20 protein-coding genes are annotated in these 19,701 nt (G+C 59.9%); 12 read left to right on the top strand and 8 right to left on the bottom strand.

All coding sequences use genetic code 11. The features are described 5' to 3' along the window. Positions 1–69: 69 nt before the first annotated feature. Positions 70–990: an NHL repeat-containing protein gene (locus AC3WOY_RS19140; protein WP_492426616.1), complete on the bottom strand. Its 921-nt coding sequence runs from the start codon at positions 988–990 to the stop codon at positions 70–72. A gap of 205 nt (positions 991–1,195) precedes the next feature. On the opposite strand from AC3WOY_RS19140, the gene AC3WOY_RS19135 reads away from it, so the two are divergent. Continuing rightward, positions 1,196–2,584, top strand: a complete 1,389-nt coding sequence (locus AC3WOY_RS19135) for a PEP-CTERM sorting domain-containing protein (RefSeq protein WP_492426614.1) — start codon at positions 1,196–1,198, stop codon at positions 2,582–2,584. An 81-nt stretch (positions 2,585–2,665) separates the two neighbouring features. Next, a complete protein-coding gene (locus AC3WOY_RS19130; protein ID WP_492426612.1) occupies positions 2,666–3,850 on the top strand; it encodes a tetratricopeptide repeat protein in 1,185 nt (394 codons plus the stop codon). A 14-nt stretch (positions 3,851–3,864) separates the two neighbouring features. On the opposite strand, the gene AC3WOY_RS19125 is transcribed toward AC3WOY_RS19130, so the two are convergent. The 3 genes from AC3WOY_RS19125 to AC3WOY_RS19115 are packed head-to-tail and all read right to left on the bottom strand — an operon-like array spanning position 3,865 to position 5,515. Then, a complete protein-coding gene (locus tag AC3WOY_RS19125) occupies positions 3,865–4,827 on the bottom strand; it encodes a PA2778 family cysteine peptidase (protein ID WP_492426610.1) in 963 nt (320 codons plus the stop codon). Continuing rightward, a complete protein-coding gene (locus AC3WOY_RS19120; protein WP_492426608.1) occupies positions 4,828–5,220 on the bottom strand; it encodes a PA2779 family protein in 393 nt (130 codons plus the stop codon). 34 nt (positions 5,221–5,254) lie between these two features. Next, on the bottom strand, positions 5,255–5,515 hold the full coding sequence (locus AC3WOY_RS19115) for a hypothetical protein (RefSeq protein ID WP_492426606.1): 261 nt from the start codon (positions 5,513–5,515) through the stop codon (positions 5,255–5,257). Between the two features lie 318 nt (positions 5,516–5,833). Here AC3WOY_RS19115 and AC3WOY_RS19110 point away from each other — a divergent pair, with 318 nt between their 5' ends. The 4 genes from AC3WOY_RS19110 to thpR all read left to right on the top strand — a co-directional run bounded on the left by AC3WOY_RS19110 (position 5,834) and on the right by thpR (position 10,697). Beyond that, positions 5,834–6,172, top strand: a complete 339-nt coding sequence (locus tag AC3WOY_RS19110; protein WP_492426604.1) for a hypothetical protein — start codon at positions 5,834–5,836, stop codon at positions 6,170–6,172. Positions 6,173–6,335: 163 nt separating this feature from the next. Further along, positions 6,336–9,062: a bifunctional diguanylate cyclase/phosphodiesterase gene (locus AC3WOY_RS19105; RefSeq protein ID WP_492426602.1), complete on the top strand. Its 2,727-nt coding sequence runs from the start codon at positions 6,336–6,338 to the stop codon at positions 9,060–9,062. Between the two features lie 48 nt (positions 9,063–9,110). Next, positions 9,111–10,046: a metallophosphoesterase family protein gene (locus AC3WOY_RS19100; protein ID WP_492426600.1), complete on the top strand. Its 936-nt coding sequence runs from the start codon at positions 9,111–9,113 to the stop codon at positions 10,044–10,046. 69 nt (positions 10,047–10,115) lie between these two features. Further along, entirely contained in the window at positions 10,116–10,697 is a 582-nt protein-coding gene (gene thpR / locus AC3WOY_RS19095) for an RNA 2',3'-cyclic phosphodiesterase (protein WP_492426598.1), read from the top strand. Here thpR and tcdA read toward each other — a convergent pair whose 3' ends face one another. Then, on the bottom strand, positions 10,698–11,528 hold the full coding sequence (tcdA, locus tag AC3WOY_RS19090) for a tRNA cyclic N6-threonylcarbamoyladenosine(37) synthase TcdA (RefSeq protein ID WP_492426596.1): 831 nt from the start codon (positions 11,526–11,528) through the stop codon (positions 10,698–10,700). 101 nt (positions 11,529–11,629) lie between these two features. Between tcdA and AC3WOY_RS19085 the strand changes: the two genes are divergently transcribed. The 3 genes from AC3WOY_RS19085 to AC3WOY_RS19075 all read left to right on the top strand — a co-directional run bounded on the left by AC3WOY_RS19085 (position 11,630) and on the right by AC3WOY_RS19075 (position 14,858). After that, positions 11,630–12,787 carry an MFS transporter gene (locus AC3WOY_RS19085; RefSeq protein WP_492426594.1) on the top strand — a complete coding sequence of 386 codons (1,158 nt, stop codon included), beginning with the start codon at positions 11,630–11,632 and terminating at the stop codon, positions 12,785–12,787. A gap of 172 nt (positions 12,788–12,959) precedes the next feature. Beyond that, complete coding sequence (gene pdxH / locus AC3WOY_RS19080; RefSeq protein ID WP_492429361.1) at positions 12,960–13,595, top strand: pyridoxamine 5'-phosphate oxidase; 636 nt, start codon at positions 12,960–12,962, stop codon at positions 13,593–13,595. A gap of 60 nt (positions 13,596–13,655) precedes the next feature. Next, positions 13,656–14,858: a class I SAM-dependent methyltransferase gene (locus AC3WOY_RS19075; protein ID WP_492426592.1), complete on the top strand. Its 1,203-nt coding sequence runs from the start codon at positions 13,656–13,658 to the stop codon at positions 14,856–14,858. Here the strand turns inward: AC3WOY_RS19075 and AC3WOY_RS19070 are convergent. Both AC3WOY_RS19070 and msrA read right to left on the bottom strand, forming a co-directional pair. Continuing rightward, on the bottom strand, positions 14,849–15,259 hold the full coding sequence (locus AC3WOY_RS19070; RefSeq protein ID WP_492426590.1) for an HIT family protein: 411 nt from the start codon (positions 15,257–15,259) through the stop codon (positions 14,849–14,851). The two genes, AC3WOY_RS19075 and AC3WOY_RS19070, sit on opposite strands and share 10 nt — an antisense overlap. Before the next feature lie 2 nt (positions 15,260–15,261). Then, complete coding sequence (msrA, locus tag AC3WOY_RS19065) at positions 15,262–15,798, bottom strand: peptide-methionine (S)-S-oxide reductase MsrA (protein ID WP_492426588.1); 537 nt, start codon at positions 15,796–15,798, stop codon at positions 15,262–15,264. Positions 15,799–15,978: 180 nt separating this feature from the next. Between msrA and AC3WOY_RS19060 the strand changes: the two genes are divergently transcribed. The 3 genes from AC3WOY_RS19060 to AC3WOY_RS19050 all read left to right on the top strand — a co-directional run bounded on the left by AC3WOY_RS19060 (position 15,979) and on the right by AC3WOY_RS19050 (position 18,534). Further along, positions 15,979–16,746: a helix-turn-helix domain-containing protein gene (locus AC3WOY_RS19060; protein ID WP_492426586.1), complete on the top strand. Its 768-nt coding sequence runs from the start codon at positions 15,979–15,981 to the stop codon at positions 16,744–16,746. A gap of 68 nt (positions 16,747–16,814) precedes the next feature. Further along, complete coding sequence (locus AC3WOY_RS19055; protein WP_492426584.1) at positions 16,815–17,327, top strand: flavin reductase family protein; 513 nt, start codon at positions 16,815–16,817, stop codon at positions 17,325–17,327. Positions 17,328–17,349: 22 nt separating this feature from the next. Further along, complete coding sequence (locus tag AC3WOY_RS19050; RefSeq protein ID WP_492426582.1) at positions 17,350–18,534, top strand: acyl-CoA dehydrogenase; 1,185 nt, start codon at positions 17,350–17,352, stop codon at positions 18,532–18,534. Between the two features lie 110 nt (positions 18,535–18,644). Here AC3WOY_RS19050 and AC3WOY_RS19045 read toward each other — a convergent pair whose 3' ends face one another. Next, positions 18,645–19,682, bottom strand: coding sequence for an SGNH/GDSL hydrolase family protein (locus tag AC3WOY_RS19045; protein WP_492426580.1), 1,038 nt, complete (start codon positions 19,680–19,682; stop codon positions 18,645–18,647). Between the last annotated feature and the right edge of the window lie 19 nt (positions 19,683–19,701).

Genomic DNA, 19,701 nt, shown 5'->3' with positions numbered 1-19,701 from the left:
ACAGGAGGGTCTATCTGGTGGTATGTGAACACCCTATGCTCAGCCGGATCCCGGCACTTTTCTTGGAATTTAGTGCGAGATCTTCAGGATACGATTGTTGGGGTAGTCGGACACATACAGGCCCTTGTCAGGACCAAATATGAATCCTGTGCCAGAACTTGGGCCGATGCTGAAACCTGACCCGATAACGGTGCTCTTTCCTTGCTTGTTGATACGCAAGAGATTGCTACCGGACAAGACGTAGAGAGCTTGCCCGAATCCATCTTCTCCTGGGCCGAATTCGAGGTAGGTATCCAGCCCAGCGAGGCCAGATGCGAAAGTGCCAGCCGCTGTGCCGTTTGCGTTATAGATGCGGACAGTTCCATCCGCGAGGGCGACGAAGATCTGGTTATCATCGTTGATGGCGATGGAGCCGGGGCGCGACGGGGTTGTGAACAGGACTTGAGGGGAATCGCCAGTTTGTGCGTTCCCGGTGAGAGACAGGACTTGCGGGTTGTCGTCGGAGAAGATGAGACGGCCATTCCTGTCGAACTTCATGTCGTCCACGTCACTGAAGCCGCTAGAAAAAAGGATGGTCGACACCTGATTAGGGTGGATGGCGGCAAGGACGCCTCCGCCGCCGACGAGGGTAGAGTTGGGTATACCGCTGAGATTTCCGATAGTATCCACGAGCACAGCGTCCGGATCACTTTGGCTGCCGCCGAACTCAGATGCTATTCCTCCGTCTGGAGGGATGCGGTGAATGCGCGCTCCCGGTTGCCGACCGACATAGAGAGTGCCGTCTTGCGCGAAGGACAACTTCATGGGTTCTGGGACACTGGCATATACCGCAATCTTGAATCCTCTTGAAACGGTCGGCAATGCGTCCACAACGTGGACCTTTGCCATAATTACCTTGTCTGCACTGGTCGCGGGAATGGATCCATCCCCGCCGCCGCATGCAGCAAGCAATAAGCCCGTAAGGATGAGAGATAGTTTATTCTTCGACATATCAGGGTGCCTCGAAGATAAATGACTCCCTGACGTATTATTTTTATCAAGCCAGATTAGTTGTGAGCTGAATCGGTTGAATTGATATCCTTCAAAGCGAAGGGGCTTGCGATAGCCGTAATGACGACGATTCAGGAGGGATTTAGGGGTACAGTGTGCAGAATAAGAATTAAAAGCCTCAAATCTGTACGTTACGGACCTCAATGTGAATGATGCCGTCCCACCAATTCGATGTTCTGCAGCGTTTCACACCGCTGCAAATCAGTTAAAAAGCCGCAATACCATTTTGGTTTGCGGCTTTTTTGTTTTTTGCGCCCATCTCTCCGCATCTTGCAGCCTTTTGGCAATTTTAGATCTATCGCCAATTCTCTTTTCTCCTCCCGCCCTTCCTCATTCCACATCATTTTCATTCACCAATAGTCACCGTCGGGAAAATTTACACCCCTTGTCATTCGCCAACTTTTACAAAAGGATTATTTATTTTTTATCAATAAGTTATCCAATTGGCATCTATATTGCTTTTATTGCAATGCTTCACGCGTATCCAACGGGAAGTAATCAAAACTTACAGGAGAAATTCATGACGATGAAAGTTAAGGGAATGGCGGCGGCACTGGTTGCTGCAGCCAGCCTTCTGGCAGTTGCGGCACCGAGCCACGCTGCCGCAGTCATCCCCAATGGGACGGTTACCCTTGGTGTCGACGATCTGGGACAGTTGAACGTACCGGGTGCACCTTCCAGTGGCGGGACGTCTTATGTCGGCCTGCGTTATAACGCCACAGGCAACGAAGCCACGGCTCCCGGCTGCCTTTGCGAAGGCTGGGGTGTCGGTCTCGTTTCAAGCGGAATCAGCGGTTATGCCAACAATGCGGCAGGCACCTCGGGCCTCAGCCTGGTGAGCTTTGCATCGACAGCAACGACGGCAACGTCTATCACTCGCGTTGGCTCGTCTCTGGAAATCACCCACTACTACCACCCGAGTTCCACTGCCAACCTCTATCAGGTTGACGTCAGCATCAAGAACATCTCGGGCAGCACAATCACTGCTGGCGATCTCGTATATCGCCGCGTGATGGACTGGGACGTAGAGCCGACCCCCTTTGACGAGTATGTCACGATCAACGGTGTCCCTCTCGCTCTTGGCCTGGCGAACGGCAACAACATCCGCGGAACCGGCGATAACGGCTTCGCCAGCTCCAATCCGCTGTCAGGCGGATCGCGCAGCCTCTACTGCGCGCAAGATGCGAATTTCTCGGACTGCGGCCCCGGCGATCACGGCGCGCTGTTCGACTTCGAATTCGAAAGCCTGGCTGATGGCGCCACCCGCCTCTTCACGACCTTCTATGGTGCAGCAGGCAACGAAAGCGATGCGTTGTCTGCGCTCGCCAGCGTCGGTGCCGGCCTGTACTCGCTCGGCCAGACCCGCACTGATCCGAACGGCGGCACGCCGAACACCTTTATCTTCGGCTTTGGCTCCGATGGTGGCATCCTGACGCCGCCCCGGAACGTTCCGGAACCCGGCTCGATGGCGCTGCTTGGACTCGGCTTTGCCGGCCTTGCGGCTTTCCGCCGGAAGCAAAAACGCGCTGCATAATACAGTCGCGTCGTTTCGCACCTGCCTCCGTCACGCGATGACGGAGGCAGGTGTCATCCAACCTCCACGAACGAGTTTGTCATGCGCATACATGCATCGCTTTCCGCAGTCCTGCTAGTCGTCTGCACACTTCCCGCACTCGCATTGCCGCTCACTCCCTCGGCCAAATCTGCGCCGGCATCAGCCAGTGCTCGGTCCGAGTACGACCAAGGCTTGCAAGCGCTCAATGACAAGAAGCTGGATATCGCCGAATCGCTGTTCTTGAAAGCGGCTGATAAGGAGAAAAGTGCTCCGGGACCGCTGCTGGGACTTGCGGAAGTTGCACGCTTGCGCAAGAACGATGCCGATGTCGAAAAATGGGTGCGCAAGGCAGCGGAAGTCGCACCGCACAGCGCCGAAAGCCAGCTTGCCATGGGGCGCCTGCTGTACGCACGCCGCGACTTTGGAGGCGCCGAGAAATTCCTGCTCAAGGCGGCCGAGGCCGATCCAAAGCTGCTGGCTCCCTTGCTCGATCTGGGTGAACTTCATCTGAATGCCACCAACCAATCCAGCCGCGCGGTTGAAATGTTCGAGAAAGCGGTGAAGCTGAATCCGCAGCATGGCGGCGCTCACTTTGGCCTGGGCCATGCCTACATGCAAACGAGGAATCTTGCCCGTGCAACCACGAGCTTCAAGGAAGCCGTGCGCCTGAGTCCCGACAATCCGCTCGCGCTGATTGGTTTGAGCCAGGCGCAAGCGGCACAAGGAAAACTGGACGATGCGATCGCATCGCTTCAGTCTGCCAAAAAGCTGGCACCGAGCCTCCATGCCGTTCCTCTTCAGCTCGGCATGGTCTACCAGCAAGCGAAGCGGTGGACAGAGGCTTATGCTGCCTACAATGAAGCTATCAAGCTGAATGGTGAGCTTCCAATCGCCTACAACAATCTTGCGTGGATGGCCGTGGAACGCCGCGAGCGGCTGACGGAGGCTGTGCAATGGGCCCAGAAGGCAGTTGAACTCGCACCACGGAATCCTGACTTTATGGACACACTGGCCTGGGCAAAACGCGCGCAGGGCGATTTGAAGGGTGCAATCGCCTTGCTCGAATCCATTACCGAGTCCCAGCAAGCCTCACCTTTCGCGCTGTACCACTTGGGGATCGCAAGGTCAGAAGCTGGCCAGAAGAAAGAGGCGCTTGCAGTATTCAGGCGTGTGATCACCACCAATCCGCAGTTCGCCCAAGCGGAGGATGTCGCGCTTCGCATCAGGCAACTTGAAGCGCGCTGATACCGGCCAGCTTCTCACTGACGCCGCTGCAAGGCGCGAATCGCTTGCAGCGTTGCGCCGGCCGTCTCATGCCATGGACCGCCCAGGGAAACCGCCTTTTCCGCAGTCTCGGCGGCACGCACCAGATCTCCCATTTCCGCAAGTACGTTGGCAAGATTGTTGAGCACAGCCGCATCATCGGGCCGTGCTTCGCTCGCTCTGCGGAATGCTGCTTCCGACGCCTTCAGGTCGCGTAGTTCATAGGCGACATTTCCCAAACCCGCCTGCAACGTAAAATTTCGTGGCCACCGGCGCAAAGCCTGCTCGTAGGCTTTGCGCGCTCGCGCTGCGTCCGTCGACTGTTCGTAGGTAACCAAAGCAGTGACGATGGCCTCTTCATCCAACGAGACAGGCAGCCGATCGGGCGCGAGCGCAACCATTCCCCAGTAACCGCTGCGTTTCCAGGTGTGTTCAAAGGTGCTCATGGACATGGCTAAGCGTTCCGTCGTCCCTGATCGGAGAATGATCTCCTCGTCATCAAGCGCATAACCAATCGCAACGGCGTAGTGCCATAACGGTGCCAGCGGAAGACTGAGATTTTGCAGCACGATGACCGGATGCCCGGCGGCGAGCTCGGCCAGCAATGCATCCATGCGTGGTGGAATCACGGCGCCGATGGCGCCGTTGCGCCGGGCCGTGGCCAGCATTTCCGGCTGCAGGCTGCCCTCCCTCTGCGGGACGTATACCTGGGGCACGAGCGCATCAGGCGCGATCGGAATCCCGGATGCATTGAGCACCATGCCCAAGGCCGCCGGACCGCATTGGAAACGCTCCTGCGCGTGGAAGGGAACTGCCGTCAACTCAATGCGCCGGGGCAAACCATGTGCACCGCCATCCAGCAGCGAGAGCGTCTGCGTTGCACACCCTGCCAGCAGCATCATCATGAGTGCGAATGCGGCACCCCGGAGCGCCTTGCTACCGGCTTTCCAGTCGCGCATCTATCTCCGCGACCGCGTGAACGGGAATACCTTGGTCAGGCCAAGAATGTCGGTGACCAGAAGGACGACGAAGATCAGCACCAGCGCACCAACAATGTCCCCGCCTGCCGGCAGACTGTCGATCTGCGATGCGAGGGTCGCCGCTTCCTCATCGGTCAATGCTGCAACCCGCGCCTGCGCATCATCCCGGCCCACCCCCATGCGTTCCAGATGCGCAATCACTTCGGGTCGGTCAAGCGCGGCGTTAATCCTTGCATGGTCGCCGCGCGCAGCATTGGCTGCGTGAATCTGCTCGGTGCTGATCATGGCTGCCTGCACTGTCTGCGTGAAACCGACAAAGGTGAAGGCGGCAAGCAATGCGCCGACAAAGGTGCGCTTCACTGATTGCATCATGCTCTCCTCGTGGTGAGTAACAGTCTCTACGTTATCAGGGCCAAGGCATTGGAGTGACGTCGCGGAACTGGCGATCGTCGTTGCCGTATGCCGGGCGTGACAACTCTTCGTGATCATCTGCGTCGCCGAGCTTCCGTCCGGCGATCTGGCTGATCTCCCGACGCGACTCGGTAAAGTCGGACGGCAGGAGTGGAAACTCCGGTTTCGGCCAATTTGCGGATGCCCACTGGACGAACTCGTCGAAGCGGCGGGTGAGTTCAGCGGCGTACTGGTCGCATTCTTCCTTGCTTGCCATACAGGTTGCTCCATGGGCGGCAAGCGCCCAGTAAATGGTTGGGTTTCAGGACCGGTTAACGGTCGACTCGGTGCCGGAGGTCATGCGGCGGGGATCCTTGAGTTCATCGTCAGCGACGTCGCTTGGCGGTTGCCTCGGCTGCACATTTTTCCCGACATCCATATCGCCACCAAAAAAGTTAGACGAATGCCACCCATGATGGTTCTGACATGTTGAATGTACATGCCAAACAGTCCCTGAAAGAACTATCGGGATGCCGTTTCATCATATGGACAGGTCCCGGGCAGGCAGTCCGGGGTAGACGCACAGGAGAGAGGCATGGGACAGCAAGTGAAACACTTGATGGACGAAGCTGATATCGGCAGCGGCGACAAATCATTGGGGCAACGCGACGTGGAGCGGGACGAACAATCACTGGGCGTCGGGGATAGCGAGGCGCCGCAAGGCCGGATGCTCCAGAGCGGAACGCATCTGGCGCGGATCGTCGCGCTTCCGCAGCCAGACGGGACTTTTGAGGCACAGGTGTATGTCCGCCTCACTCGTGAACCGGAAGTTGCCGAGACCTACATTCCGGCCGGAACGTTTCCGACCGAGGCGGAGGCGTGGGCAGCGGCCGAGGAACGCGCCAAGCGCGCCTTTAACGAGCAAGAATTCTAGATTTTTGCAGTAAGCGGGCAGTTCTGCGTTGCTGTCGCATTGGTGCCGGCCACAATGGCGGCGGGCCGGTCCTTGTGGTATGTTAAGTTTCCTGTTTGCAATCGGAAATTCGGTACCATGGCCGATATTCCGTGCAGGAGCCCAGACACCATTCGGCAGCTCAATGAACAGCACGCGCAATGCTCCACGGCCTGTCGGCCTGCTCAGGAAACCCGACTTCCTGAAACAAAACATCCTCTCCATTGCCGTATGGCCGGTGCTGTGCCTGCTTCTCGGCATCCTCATGTGGCTTTTCGTCCTCGCAAAGTCCGCCGAAGACCATCGCAACGAGGAAAGGGGTGCGATGCAGGAAGCACGCACGCTGGCAACCGCCTATGCGCAGTACCTCACCCGCTCCGTCGAACAGATCGATCATCTCACGCTGCTTGTCAAGTATGAATGGGAAAACTCCCTGCTCAGCCTGGAGGCCCTTGCCGAACAAGGCCTATTCCCGATCGACCGTTATGCGCTGGTGACCGTCATCGGGCCGGAGGGCAGGCCGATCACCGGCAACCGTCCCCTTGGTCAGTTGCCGCCCCTGGTCACTGACCGCGAGTATTTCATTTTTCATCGCGACAACCGCTCACGGGAACTGCGCATCAATATCCCCAGCACCGGCCGCATTTCCGGCAGGAAGGTGCTCCAGTTCACGCGCCGGCTCGAGAAGGCAGACGGCAGCTTCGACGGTGTGGTGCTGGTATCGGTGGAGCCGCTTTCGTTCTCCTCTTTCTACGATGGCTCCGGACTGGGAAAATCAGGCCTGCTGGCCGTGATAGGAACGGATGGCGTTCTTCGCATGTCGACCATCGGCGACATCGGCCGGAAGACGGCAACCTATGACGGCAATGCGCTGCGGACGATTCCCGCACTGGACAAGCTGGACGGCAGCAGCGGCCTGCTTTCGGCGGACTGGTTCGCGGACTCCCGCGCCCGCTTTGCGTCGATGGTGGCGCTTGACGCCTACCCTCTGATCGCGATGGTGGGGCTCTCCGAAGAAGAACGTTTCGCCCCCTACTGGCAGGCGCGCAGAAGCAACATGACGATGGCCGCGGCCGGTACCCTGTTCCTTTTCCTGTTTGCTGTTGTTGCCACGCTGCTGTCTGCGCGCCTGGCGTGGCGCAAGCACCAGGAAGCGGAGGTGCAGGAAGCCTACCGGCTGGCAACCGAAGGCGGTAACGAAGGCTTTTACATGCTGCGCGCCATGCGCGATAAGTCCGGCACCATCGTCGATTTCGAAGTCGTGGACTGCAACGTGCGCGGCGCCTCGTTCTACGGACTCACGCGCGAACAGTTCGTGGGCGCCAAGTCCTCCGTGCTCAACAGCGCGGAATACTTTCCCATATTGATGCAGACCTACTGCAGCGCAATTGAGTCCGGTTATTACGAAGATGAAATCAAGGTGCCTCCCGGCAGCCCGATCAAGATCGAATGGGTGCACCGCCGCCTTGTGCGCTCGGGGACCGGGCTGGCGATCACTTTCCGCGACATCTCGCAGTTCAAGGCGCATGAGCGCGAGTTGTCCCGCATGGCCAACGAGGATGCGCTCACCGCCCTGCCCAACCGGAACTGGCTGTCGAAATACCTGCCCCAGGCGCTGGAGCACGCACACACATCCGGCAACATGCTCGCGCTGCTGTTCGTCGACCTGGACAATTTCAAGAACGTGAACGACTCGCTGGGCCATTCGGCGGGCGACGAATTGCTGCATGCCGCGGCATTGCGACTGAAGTCGGTCGTGCGTCCGACAGACCATGTGGTGCGCCTCGGGGGCGACGAGTTCACCGTGATCCTCGAGCCGGTGGAACAGGAAGACGATGCCGCCGCCGTCGCGGCACGCATTGCGGATGCCTTCCATCATCCGTTCGACCTTGCGCGCGGCAAGAATTTCGTCAGCGCATCCATCGGCGTGAGCCTTTTCCCACATGACGGCCAGGATGCGGAGACACTGCTCAAGCACGCGGATATCGCCATGTACCAGGCCAAGTCTGAGGGCAAGGGACAGTTCTACTTTTACGAAACCAGCCTGTCGGAAATGCTCAAGGCCAGGCTGGACATGGAGCGAGCCCTGCAGCAAGCACTGCTGCAGGACCAGTTTGTCCTGCATTACCAGCCGCGCGTGAGTGTGACGACGGGTGAACTGCAGGCCATGGAAGCGCTGGTGCGCTGGCAGCATCCCGAGCTCGGACTGGTGCCGCCGCTGGCCTTTATTCCCCTGGCGGAAGAGACGGGCCTCATCCTCAAGCTCGGCGAAATCGTGATGGAACAGGCATGCGCCCAGCTTGCGCGCTGGATGGCACTGGGCCTCCCCGTGGTGCCGGTATCGATCAACGTCTCCCCCTACCAGTTCAACCACGGCAACGTGCGCGAAACGATTGCCGCCTGTCTTGCCCGGCACAACGTCCATCCCGGACTGTTGGAAATCGAAATCACCGAATCGATGATGATCGGCGAGCAGGAAGAAGTCGCTTCCGAACTCTCGGGCCTGCGCGCACTCGGCATCAAGCTCTTCGTCGACGATTTCGGCACCGGATATTCATCGCTGTCGCAACTGCAACGGCTGGACATGGACGGCCTGAAGATCGACCGTGCCTTTACCGCCCAGTTGAGCAAGAGTGCCGAGGGCGAAGTATTCTTCCGCGCGATCATGTCGATGGCGCATGCCTTGGGAATGAGCGTGGTGGCTGAAGGCGTGGAAACGGCAGAGCAATTGCACGTCCTGCAGTCGCTCTCCTGCGACGAAATCCAGGGGTACTACATCTCCCGGCCTGTCCCTGCAGGCGATGCGCAAGTCCTGATGCAGCGCCGCCACCTCTGGCCGGTTCCTGACCCGGCGGCTTTGCCCGCTGCCTGATCCCCTACAATACGCGGTTTGATCGACGGCAAACCCAACGTGAGCGGAATGGCAGCACGCATGCGCAGGCATCTCTTTCTTCCATGCATACTCGCATCCCTGCTCGCAGCCTGCCAATCCGACCGGCGGGCACGCGAAGAACAGGCGAAGGCAGTCCTGCTTCCGGACAAGGGCGTCAACCTCTATGCAGCCGGTGATATCGCGTCATGCCAAACCTTCCGCCCGGAAGACAGCGGTGCCGCGAAGACGGCAGCGATCGTTTCCGCTGGCCTGGCATCGGACAAGGACGCCGTCATCCTGACGCTTGGCGACAACACCTACCCTGTCGGCCGACTGAGCGAGTTCGAAGAATGTTATGGCCCGACATGGGGAAGGTTCAAGCAGCGCACCCATCCGTCGCCCGGCAACCATGAGTACTACACGCCGCACGCGGTCGGCTACTACACTTATTTCGGCGAAGCGGCCGGCCCTGCCCGGCGCGGGTACTACAGCTTTACCCATGGAAGCTGGCGCATCATCTCGCTCAACAGCTACCTCAAGCCGGCCGAACACAATACGCAGATCGCGTGGCTGAAGGAAGAACTGGCACGCAACCCGGCGAAATGCACGCTGGCCTTCTGGCACCATCCCCTGTACAGCTCCGGCGGGCACGGCAGCGACAAGCGCATGCAGGACGCATGGGCAATCCTCCATGCAGCGGGGGCTGAAGTTGTACTGGCATCGCACGACCACAATTACGAACGCTTCGCACCGCAGGATGCGGAAGGACAACGTGACGACGAGCGCGGCATCCGGCAATTTGTGGTCGGTACGGGAGGGGCAAAACTCACACCGATGCGCTTGCGCCGCTTCCACAGCGAAGTGTCGGACAATTCCACCCATGGCGTGCTGAAACTGGTATTGAAGCAAGCCGGGTACGAATGGGAATTTCTTCCCGTCGAGAAAGACGGCTTCACGGATCGAGGCGCGGCCCTGTGCCATTGAACCGGGCACAACATGGCGCCGCGCATGTCATACCCGGAAAGACATTCAACCTGATACCCAGGGACCGACATGAAGACAAAAAATCCAGGTTCGCTCCGGCTGTTCTACGCACTCTGGCCGGATGACGCCACTTCCTCCAGGCTGCAGCAGTTGCAGGCGCCGATGCATGGAAGAAGAATTCCCTACTCCAACCTGCACATGACGCTGGTCTTCCTCGGGCAGCAGCCCGCCGCGCTGCTGCCCGAACTGAAGGATGTCCTTGCCCGCATATCGCGAACCGACCTGACGCTGATGCTGGATCGCGTCGGCTACTTTCAGCGCAACCGCATCGCCTGGGTGGGGCCGGCGCACACACCCGACGCCCTGACGTCGCTGCACGACGCGCTGGTGCAGGATCTGCTGGACCGGAAGGTCGCGTTCAACGGCCAGCACAGTTACCGGCCGCATGTCACGCTGGCGCGCGACGCTGCCCTGCCGCCCGACCTCGCCTTCGATCCGGTCGAATGGCATGTCACACAGGTCGCACTGGTGCAATCGACGACGACAGCGGAAGGATCGATCTATCGGATCCTCGCGTCGCGCGCGATTGACAAGGATGGCTGGGTGCCGGACGAAGGCCGGCAGGAAGGAATCGACGCGCCGCGCGCGTAATTAGATCGGTTCTGACGCGAGCTTGCGCAGCACCTGCGAGGCCGCCACCAAGCCGAAGGATGCCGTCACCACCATCGCCGAGCCGAAGCCCGCGCAATTGAGGCCGGTGATGCCTGTATTGTCATCCGCATCGACTTCGCAGCTTTCGCCGCTTTCCGGGAAACGCAGCGGCTCCGTGGAAAACACGGCGTCGATGCCGAACTTGTTCTTCGTCCCACGCGGGAATCCGTGCAGCGCGCGCAGGCGCTTGCGCACCTTGGCCAGCAGCGGTTCCTGCTCGGTGCGCGACAGGTCGCGGATCTCGATCTTCGTCGGATCGGTCTGGCCGCCCGCACCACCGATGGTGATCAGCCGGATGCCCTTGTCACGGCAATACGCAATCAATGCCGTCTTTGCCTTGACGCTGTCGATGGCGTCGATCACGTAATCGTAGCCGCCGGTGCCGATCATCTCGTCGAGGTTTTCCGGCGTGATGAAATCTTCAATCTCGCGGACGACGCAATAGGGATTGATCTGCGCAATCCGCTCGGCCAGCGCAGTGACCTTGGCCTTGCCGATCGTGTCGGTCAGCGCATGGATCTGGCGGTTGACGTTCGACTCGGCGACATTGTCGAGGTCGATCATCGTGATGCGGCCGATAGCGCTTCTTGCCAATGCTTCCACAATCCAGGAGCCGACGCCTCCCACGCCGATCACGCAGATGTGCGCAGAGCGGAAACGCGCCAGCGCCGCATCGCCGTACAGGCGCGCGATGCCGCCGAAACGACGCTCGAAATCGATCTCGTTGTCAGAGGAGAAATTCGGTGAAGAAAGGGAGATGACTGCGTTCATCCCTCCATTTTAACGGACGGAAACGCACTGTGTTTTTATCCGGAATTATTTTTCCCGGTTTATTGCGGCAGTGCCAGTATTAGCGGTATTGTTGAACCGTGTTGCCCTCCGTACCGCTGCTCCACCTGATCCTTGTTGCCCTGACAGCGCATATCGCGCTGGCGGGTTCGCGCATCACGACGTCGTTGTATGCGCTGTCCATGCATGCGTCCGAATTCACCGTCGGCATCCTCATTGCACTTTTTTCGCTCTTCCCGATGCTGTGCGCCGTCCCGGCCGGGAGGCTGATCGACCGGATCGGCATCCTGCGCCCGATGATGGCGGGAAGCATCGCCATGGCGACCGGATGCGCGCTGCCGGGAATGATCGGCGGCATGCCTGTGCTCTTCCTCGCCACGATGCTGATCGGCACCGGGTTCATGGTGATCCAGGTCGCCGCGCAGCACACCGTCGGCGCCGTCAGTTCGCAGGAAATGCGCGCCACGAACTACAGCTGGCTGGCACTCGGGTTTTCCATCTCCGGCTTCACGGGGCCTGTGCTTGCCGGATTGATCATCGACGACGCGCCCTACTACGCCGCCTATCTCGTGTTCGGCTGCTTTGCCTCGGGCGCATTCACCCTGGTCCTGTTTGGCAAGCTTTCTGACATGCGTGTGCCCACCACACAGGAGCAGGCTGCAACGGGAACGGCGTTCGAGCTGCTCCGCCTGCGCGAGATGCGGCACATCTTCATCGTGGGCATGCTGCTGTCTTCCGCATGGGACCTCTTCACCTTCGTGCTGCCGATTCATGGTGCACGTTCCGGATTCGCGGCATCGACCATCGGCCTCATCCTCGGATGCTTCTCGGCAGCGACTTTCATGGTCCGGCTGGCCATGCCCCTGATCGCGCGCCGCCTGAACGAATGGCAGGTGCTCGCCGGGGCGCTGGTGCTTGCCGCCCTCTGCTATGCCGTCTTTCCTTTCATGCGCCAGCCGCTGTCGCTGATGGTCGTGGCATCGATCCTCGGACTGGCGGTGGGATCCGCCCAACCGAACATGCTGGCACTTTTGCATCATGTCGCCCCGGCCGGACGCGCCGGCGAGGCAGTCGGCATTCGCGTCACCATCGGTAATGCATGCCAGGTATTCCTGCCGCTGGCTTTCGGCGGTGCAGGCGCCGCGCTTGGCCTGACGGCGGTATTCTGGGGCATGACAGCCATGATCGGGGCGGGTCTTCCGATTGCGTGGCGCAAAACCGTCCTTTCCAAAACAGAATAGGTGCTTTTGCGATTTCGCAAAAATTGATTCATGACAAGGCAAAATACCGGCACGGAAGTAAGGTAGTCATACCGTGGCGGATGTGTGGCCGTTGCTGTTGATGATTATCAAAAATGCAACGACTTGTCATTCACTTCGTGCAGCATTCAACACAATATGAACAGGAAAGATGATGTCGATAGCGGATCTACGTAAGGACTACAGTCGCGCAAGCTTGACGGAGGCGGATGTGAATCCGAATCCGGTCGATCAGTTTTCGAAATGGCTGCATGAGGCGATTGCTGCCCAAGTGCCGGAGGCGAACGCGATGACCGTGTCCACCGCTACAGCGGATGGACGCCCCTCCTCGCGCATCCTGCTGATCAAGGATGTCGACCAGCGGGGCTTTACGTTCTTTACGAACTACGAGAGCCGCAAGGGCCGCGAACTCGACAGCAACCCCTTCGCCTCGCTGCTGTTTTACTGGATCGAGCTGGAGCGCCAGGTGCGCATCGAAGGCCGCGTGGAACGCATCACCGACGCGGAGAACGATGCCTACTTCAACAGCCGTCCCGTGAAGAGCCGCCTCGGCGCCATCGCCTCGGCGCAAAGCCGCCCGGTGGCAAGCCGCGAAGTGCTGGAAGCGCGCGTGCAGGAAGTGGAAAAGCAGTACGGCGACCATCCGGTTCGCCCGCCCCAGTGGGGCGGCTACCGCCTGGTGCCGGACTATCTCGAATTCTGGCAGGGCCGCCCATCGCGCCTGCATGACCGGATTGCCTACCAGCGGCAGGCGGATGGAAGCTGGCAGTTGCAACGATTGCAGCCGTAACGATTCTTTTTCTTTGAGGTCTGGTTCGTGTGATCAATCCGTCGATGCGGAGGGGTGGACATGTTCTGGGAAAAACGACTGGGAAACTGGGTCGATGGCATCCGCAGCCGCACGGCGCTGCCGCTGCGGCTTGAGTTGTGGAATGGCCGGCGACTCGATTTCGGCCAGCAGGTGCCACAAGTCACCATCCGGGTGCCGCGCGCGTCGGCACTCACCTATCTCCTCACCCCCTCGCTGTTCAACCTCGGCAAGGCCTACGTCGAAGGCAAGATCGAAGTCGAAGGACGCGCGAGGGAAATCATCGCGGTCGGCAATGCGCTCGCCCGCTACTCGCTGCGCCCCGAAGGACGCTTCGCCCGCATCGCGCGCAGCATCCACCACACGCGCAAACGGGATGAAGAGGCGATCCGCTACCACTATGACGTCTCCAACGACTTTTACCGGGCGTGGCTGGACGAGAACATGGTGTACTCCTGCGCCTACTTTGAAAACGGCGATGAAGACCTGGGCAGTGCGCAGCTGAAGAAGATCGACCACATCCTCGCCAAGATCCGGGTACAGCCCGGCCAGACACTGCTTGATGTCGGATGCGGTTGGGGCGCCCTGGTGATCCGCGCCGCAGAGAAGTTCGGCGCGAAATGCGTCGGCGTCACCTTGTCACGCAACCAGTTCGACTTCGCCAGGGAACGCGTCAGGGCCGCCGGCCTCGATGATCGCGTCGAGATCCGCCTCGAAGACTATCGCGATGTCGGCGGGACATATGACCGCATTACCAGCGTCGGCATGTTCGAGCATGTCGGTGCGAAGCATCTGCCGGAATATTTTTCCAAGCTGTGCACGCTCCTGGCCGATGACGGGGTCATGATGAACCACGGCATTACCACCACCGATCCGGACAACGGGGAGACCGCGTTCGGCGGCGGCGAATTCATCGAACAGTATGTGTTCCCGCATGGCGAACTCGCGCACCTTGGCACGGTCCTGACGGCCATGCAGCGCGGCGGGCTGGAGGTGTTCGATGTCGAGAACCTGCGCCGCCATTACGCGCGGACCTGCGGCATATGGGCGGAAAATTTCGAAGACCGTGCAGAACGGATACGTCCACTGGTGGACGACCGCCGATTCCGGATCTGGCGTGTCTATCTGGCAGGCTGCGCCTACGCCTTCGCACAGGACTGGGTATCGCTTTACCAGGTGGTCTGCACCAAGGCGAACCGCGATGCTGCGGCCTTGCCCTGGTCGCGCCGGTACATCTATTCCTGATCCAGTCGGATCAGGGCGGCATATTCGCGCAGTTTCTCCATGCCCGGCTCCTTGCGCGGCCAGGTGAGATCGACACCGTCGTTGTCGTAGCGCGGCAATACGTGAAGGTGAAGGTGCGGCACCGTCTGCCATCCCGCGGGTTTGTTTGCCTGCAGGATGGTGATGCCGTCCGGCTGGAAGGCCGCCTGCACTGCCCGGGCAATGCGACGCGCGGCGCGCATCATCGCGGCGGCCGATTCCTCGTCCGCGTCCATCAGGGTGACGAAGGGCTCGCGGGTCGCCACCAGCACATGGCCGGGATTGACCTGTCCGGCATCCATGAATGCAAAGACGTATTCGTCCTCATACACCTTGGCGCTCGGAATTTCGCCGCTGAGAATCTTTTCGAATACCGTGCTCATTGTCATGCCTCGGACTTGGCCCGGTCGGCAAACATTTTCCGGAACTTCGCGACCTTCGGCGCGACGACGAAGGCGCAATAGCCTTGCAGCGGATGCTGCCTGAAATAATCCTGGTGATAGTCTTCCGCCTTGTAGTAATCCGGCAAGGGAGCCAGTTCGGTCACGATCGGCGCATCCCATACGCTGGCCATGCAGGCGATCACCTGGCGCGCGATCTCGTGCTGCTCGGGCGAATGGTAGAAGATTACCGACCGGTACTGGGTGCCGACATCGTTACCCTGACGGTTGAGTGTGGTCGGATCGTGGATGGTGAAGAAGATTTCGAGGATCTCGCGATAGCTCACGATGGAAGGATCGAACGCGATGCGCACGACTTCCGCATGTCCGGTATTGCCGTCGCATACCTGCTCATAGCTCGGGTTGAGTACGTGTCCTCCTGCATAGCCGTTCTCCACATGCAGGATGCCCTTGAGTTCCTGATATACCGCCTCCAGACACCAGAAGCACCCTCCGCCCAGTGTTGCGATTTCCGACGCCATGATCCACTCCATGTGTGTATGTATTGACTTTAGCGCAAAGATGCGGGGATGCCTATGTTGCAGCGTTGAATGCGGTCAATATTTTTCTTGCCGCTCCGCAGCGAACCGGCCCCCCTGTTGATCGAGCGGCCATTGCAGCTGGTGTATCATTTTCGCCACCTGTTGCCATTCATGAAAACCATGCTGCAAGCAAGCTCACTCGTCGATTCCCTCAAGCGCGAACTCAAGGCACGCGGCATTACCTACGCCGACCTGGCGAACCGGATCGATATGTCCGAAGCAAGCGTCAAGCGGATGTTCTCGCAAAAGAATTTCACGCTGCAGCGCCTGGATGAAATCCTGCAGGCGGCGCAGATCGACTTCCGCGACATCGCGCTTGCGGAACACGACGAATCGCGCCTGATTTCCGAACTCACGTACGCCCAGGAGAAGGAGATCATCGGCGATACGAAGCTGTTCATTGTCGCCGTCTCCGTCCTGAACCAGCTGTCGCTCGCACAGATTGTCCAGGTATACCGGATGACAGAAGCGGAAGTGGTGAAGTGTCTCGTCCGCCTGGACAAGATCGGGATCATCGCGCTGCAGCCGAACAACCGCGTCAAGCTGCTGGTCTCGCGCACCTTCCGCTGGATTCCCGACGGGCCGATACAGGCACATTTCCGCGAACAGGCATACAGCGACTACCTCGATTCACAATTCAACGGCGACCATGAACTGCTGCGCCTCGTGAATGTCATGCTGTCGAAGAAATCGATTGCTGTCCTCCTCGAGCGGTTAAAGCAGGTGGCACGCGAATTTGCGCTGCAGCACCAGGAAGATGCCCGGCTGCCGTTTGAAGAAAAGTATGCAATCAGCATGCTGCTGGCAGCCCGTCCGTGGATGCCTAAAACCTTCCAGACCATGTTGCGCGAAAAACCGGCGGCATCACGTGTAGTGCGACGCAAATAAGGGGCGAGCACTTGTTTCTCGTCAAGGCAGGTTTTTCGGCATAATGGATGAAATACACCGGATTTCAGATGTCACATCAATCTTCCAGCGCGGGACCGCCCGAGTTCGACTCCCGCCATTTCCGCACTGCCCTGTCACAGTTCGCCACCGGCGTGACCATCATCACCACGCGCCTGCCGGACGGCACCTTTCTCGGCCTGACCGCCAGCTCGTTCAACTCCGTTTCGCTCGATCCGCCGCTGGTGCTGTGGAGCCTCGCGCAGACGGCCACCAGCCTTCCGGTCTTCACGGGCAATACGCATTACGTGATCAACATCCTGTCAGGGAACCAGACGGCGCTGGCGGAGCGGTTCGCCAAGCGCATCGATAACCGCTTCGAGGGCGTGGAATTCGAACTGTCGCATACCGGCCTGCCGATCCTGAAAGGTGTGGCAGCCTGGTTCGAATGCCACAACCGCAGCCGCTATCCCGAAGGCGACCATGTCATCTTTGTCGGCGAAGTCGAACGCTGCGACGTCACGCCGCAACCGGCGCTCGTCTTCCACAACGGCAAATTCTCGGCCACGACGCCAACCAAATAAATAACGAGAAGAGGGACTCAACATGACGAAATCGAAAGCACAGTTTCAGTGGGACGATCCATTGCTGCTCGACCAGCAGCTCACCGGCGAAGAGCGCATGGTGCGTGATGCCGCACAGGCGTATTGCCGCGACAAGCTGCAGCCGCGTGTGCTGGAAGCCTTCCGCCATGAGAAGACCGATCCCGCGATTTTCCGCGAGATGGGCGAACTCGGGCTGCTCGGCCCGACCATCCCGGAGCAGTATGGCGGCCCCGGTCTGAACTATGTCAGCTACGGCCTGATCGCGCGCGAAGTGGAGCGCGTCGATTCCGGCTACCGTTCGATGATGAGCGTGCAGTCCTCGCTGGTCATGGTGCCGATCTTCGAATTCGGCACCGAGGCGCAAAAGCAGAAATACCTGCCGAAACTGGCGAAGGGAGAATGGATCGGCTGCTTCGGCCTGACCGAACCGAACCACGGCTCCGATCCCGGTTCGATGGTCACGCGCGCGAAGAAAGTCCCCGGCGGCTACAGCATTTCCGGCGCCAAGATGTGGATTTCGAATTCGCCGATCGCCGATGTGTTCGTGGTGTGGGCCAAGGACGATGAAGGCGATATCCGCGGCTTCATCCTCGACAAGGGCATGAAGGGCCTGTCCGCACCGGCCATCCACGGCAAGTTCGGCCTGCGCGCATCGATCACCGGCGAGATCGTGATGGATGAAGTGTTCTGCCCGGAGGAAAACGCGTTCCCCGACGTGCGCGGCCTGAAGGGACCGTTCACCTGCCTGAACTCGGCACGCTACGGCATTGCATGGGGCGCGCTGGGCGCGGCAGAGGATTGCTGGCACCGTGCGCGCCAGTACGTGCTCGACCGCAAGCAGTTCGGCAAGCCACTCGCGGCGAACCAGCTGATCCAGAAAAAACTGGCCGACATGCAGACCGAAATCACGCTCGGCCTGCAAGGCTGCCTGCGCCTTGGCCGCATGAAGGATGAAGGCACGGCATCGCCCGAGATCACTTCGATCATGAAGCGCAATTCCTGCGGCAAGGCGCTCGACGTGGCCCGCATGGCGCGCGACATGCTGGGCGGGAACGGCATTTCGGACGAGTTCGGCGTGATCCGCCATATGGTGAACCTGGAAGTGGTCAACACCTATGAAGGCACGCATGACATCCATGCGCTGATTCTCGGCCGCGCGCAGACCGGCATCCAGGCATTCCAGTAAACTTCGCCTGAAGTAAAAAACCCGTCCGTTACGCGCAACGGACGGGTTTTTTGCGCTGTTTATCCTCGTGATGAAACTGCGTTTCGGATAAAGGCGCCAGGCAGGGTAATTTACAGCCAGCCGCGCTTGCCCATTTCCAGGGAGACGAGGTCAGACAGCAGCTTGTAACCGAAGGGCGTCGGATGCACGGTGTCCGCATACTGGAAGGTATCCGTTGCCCCTGCGATCAGATTGTTCCTGGTGCAAACGAGCGAGGAACCGAGCGGGTTCTTCGCGGGCGTCAGGTCGCAAGCCGGCGTCGTCACGTTGGTCAAGCCATACTTCGACGGGTTGGCGATCTGGTCGCGGCCGGTGGTGTAGGCGTCCACCAGCAAGACGTCCGCGCCCGTCAGGCCCTGCTGCAACTGCGCGTTGAAGGTTGTCACCATCGTATTGATCAGCCCCTGCGTTTCCGCGCTCTGTGCGCGCGCGAACGGCGTCTGGCTGACGTCCGGCAGGTTGACGACGACGACATACTTGGCGCCCTTGCCCAACACGAGGTTCTTCACGTAGCCGCCGAGTTCCGCTCCGGCAGTGCCCATTGCCGTCACCGCGGCAGTCGGGCTTCCGCCTGCACCGACTGTGGCCAGGTTGATGAAGACGTCATTGCCTCCCGCCATCACGAACACGATCTCGGTGCCCGTGAATGTGCCGCCGCGCGAGGTGAGGTGGCTCTGGATCTGTGTCGCAACCGGAACGGTAAGCTGGCCGAGGACCGCGTTGGCGCCTCCAAGCGCCTTGTTGCCCGGTCCGACCGGATTGGTCACGCGCGCGCCGCCCTGTGCGTAGGCGGTGCAGTTGGTGAAGTTCGTCACGGGAACCGCGAAGCCTTGCGCGGGATCGCCCTCGAGGCCGGTTTGCGCCGGACACGGCATGGTGACGTTCAGCTTCGCGGCCATCAGTTCGATCCAGTTCTTGCTGGCCGGATCGTTGACGGTGTACTTGCCGCCGCCGAGCGCCTTGACCGTGCCGACCGAATAGGTACCGATGTCGCTCAGGCTGTCGCCAAACGAAACAACGCTGCTGAACTGAGGGGTCTTGTCGCCGCCGCCGCAGCCCGCCAGGATGGCGGCCGAAAGCAGCGCCGCAGTGAAATGGAAGTGACGCATCTGGTCTCCTGTTATGGGT

The organism is Noviherbaspirillum sp. FW303-A3, assembly GCF_058788695.1.
Note: the sequence above shows the minus strand (reverse complement) of the source record. Positions and strands in the feature narration are given on the sequence as shown.

Bases quoted from the DNA above. Each gene is read 5' to 3' on its own strand.
- msrA (WP_492426588.1), bottom strand. From the start codon at position 15,798: ATGGCGTCGGAAATCGCAACACTGGGCGGAGGGTGCTTCTGGTGTCTG.
- AC3WOY_RS19120 (WP_492426608.1), bottom strand. From the start codon at position 5,220: ATGATGCAATCAGTGAAGCGCACCTTTGTCGGCGCATTGCTTGCCGCC.
- AC3WOY_RS19075 (WP_492426592.1), top strand. From the start codon at position 13,656: ATGTTCTGGGAAAAACGACTGGGAAACTGGGTCGATGGCATCCGCAGC.
- AC3WOY_RS19045 (WP_492426580.1), bottom strand. From the start codon at position 19,682: ATGCGTCACTTCCATTTCACTGCGGCGCTGCTTTCGGCCGCCATCCTG.
- AC3WOY_RS19070 (WP_492426590.1), bottom strand. From the start codon at position 15,259: ATGAGCACGGTATTCGAAAAGATTCTCAGCGGCGAAATTCCGAGCGCC.
- AC3WOY_RS19110 (WP_492426604.1), top strand. From the start codon at position 5,834: ATGGGACAGCAAGTGAAACACTTGATGGACGAAGCTGATATCGGCAGC.
- AC3WOY_RS19105 (WP_492426602.1), top strand. From the start codon at position 6,336: ATGAACAGCACGCGCAATGCTCCACGGCCTGTCGGCCTGCTCAGGAAA.
- AC3WOY_RS19140 (WP_492426616.1), bottom strand. From the start codon at position 990: ATGTCGAAGAATAAACTATCTCTCATCCTTACGGGCTTATTGCTTGCT.
- AC3WOY_RS19100 (WP_492426600.1), top strand. From the start codon at position 9,111: ATGGCAGCACGCATGCGCAGGCATCTCTTTCTTCCATGCATACTCGCA.
- pdxH (WP_492429361.1), top strand. From the start codon at position 12,960: ATGTCGATAGCGGATCTACGTAAGGACTACAGTCGCGCAAGCTTGACG.
- tcdA (WP_492426596.1), bottom strand. From the start codon at position 11,528: ATGAACGCAGTCATCTCCCTTTCTTCACCGAATTTCTCCTCTGACAAC.
- AC3WOY_RS19055 (WP_492426584.1), top strand. From the start codon at position 16,815: ATGTCACATCAATCTTCCAGCGCGGGACCGCCCGAGTTCGACTCCCGC.
- AC3WOY_RS19130 (WP_492426612.1), top strand. From the start codon at position 2,666: ATGCGCATACATGCATCGCTTTCCGCAGTCCTGCTAGTCGTCTGCACA.
- AC3WOY_RS19125 (WP_492426610.1), bottom strand. From the start codon at position 4,827: ATGCGCGACTGGAAAGCCGGTAGCAAGGCGCTCCGGGGTGCCGCATTC.
- AC3WOY_RS19060 (WP_492426586.1), top strand. From the start codon at position 15,979: ATGCTGCAAGCAAGCTCACTCGTCGATTCCCTCAAGCGCGAACTCAAG.
- thpR (WP_492426598.1), top strand. From the start codon at position 10,116: ATGAAGACAAAAAATCCAGGTTCGCTCCGGCTGTTCTACGCACTCTGG.
- AC3WOY_RS19050 (WP_492426582.1), top strand. From the start codon at position 17,350: ATGACGAAATCGAAAGCACAGTTTCAGTGGGACGATCCATTGCTGCTC.
- AC3WOY_RS19115 (WP_492426606.1), bottom strand. From the start codon at position 5,515: ATGGCAAGCAAGGAAGAATGCGACCAGTACGCCGCTGAACTCACCCGC.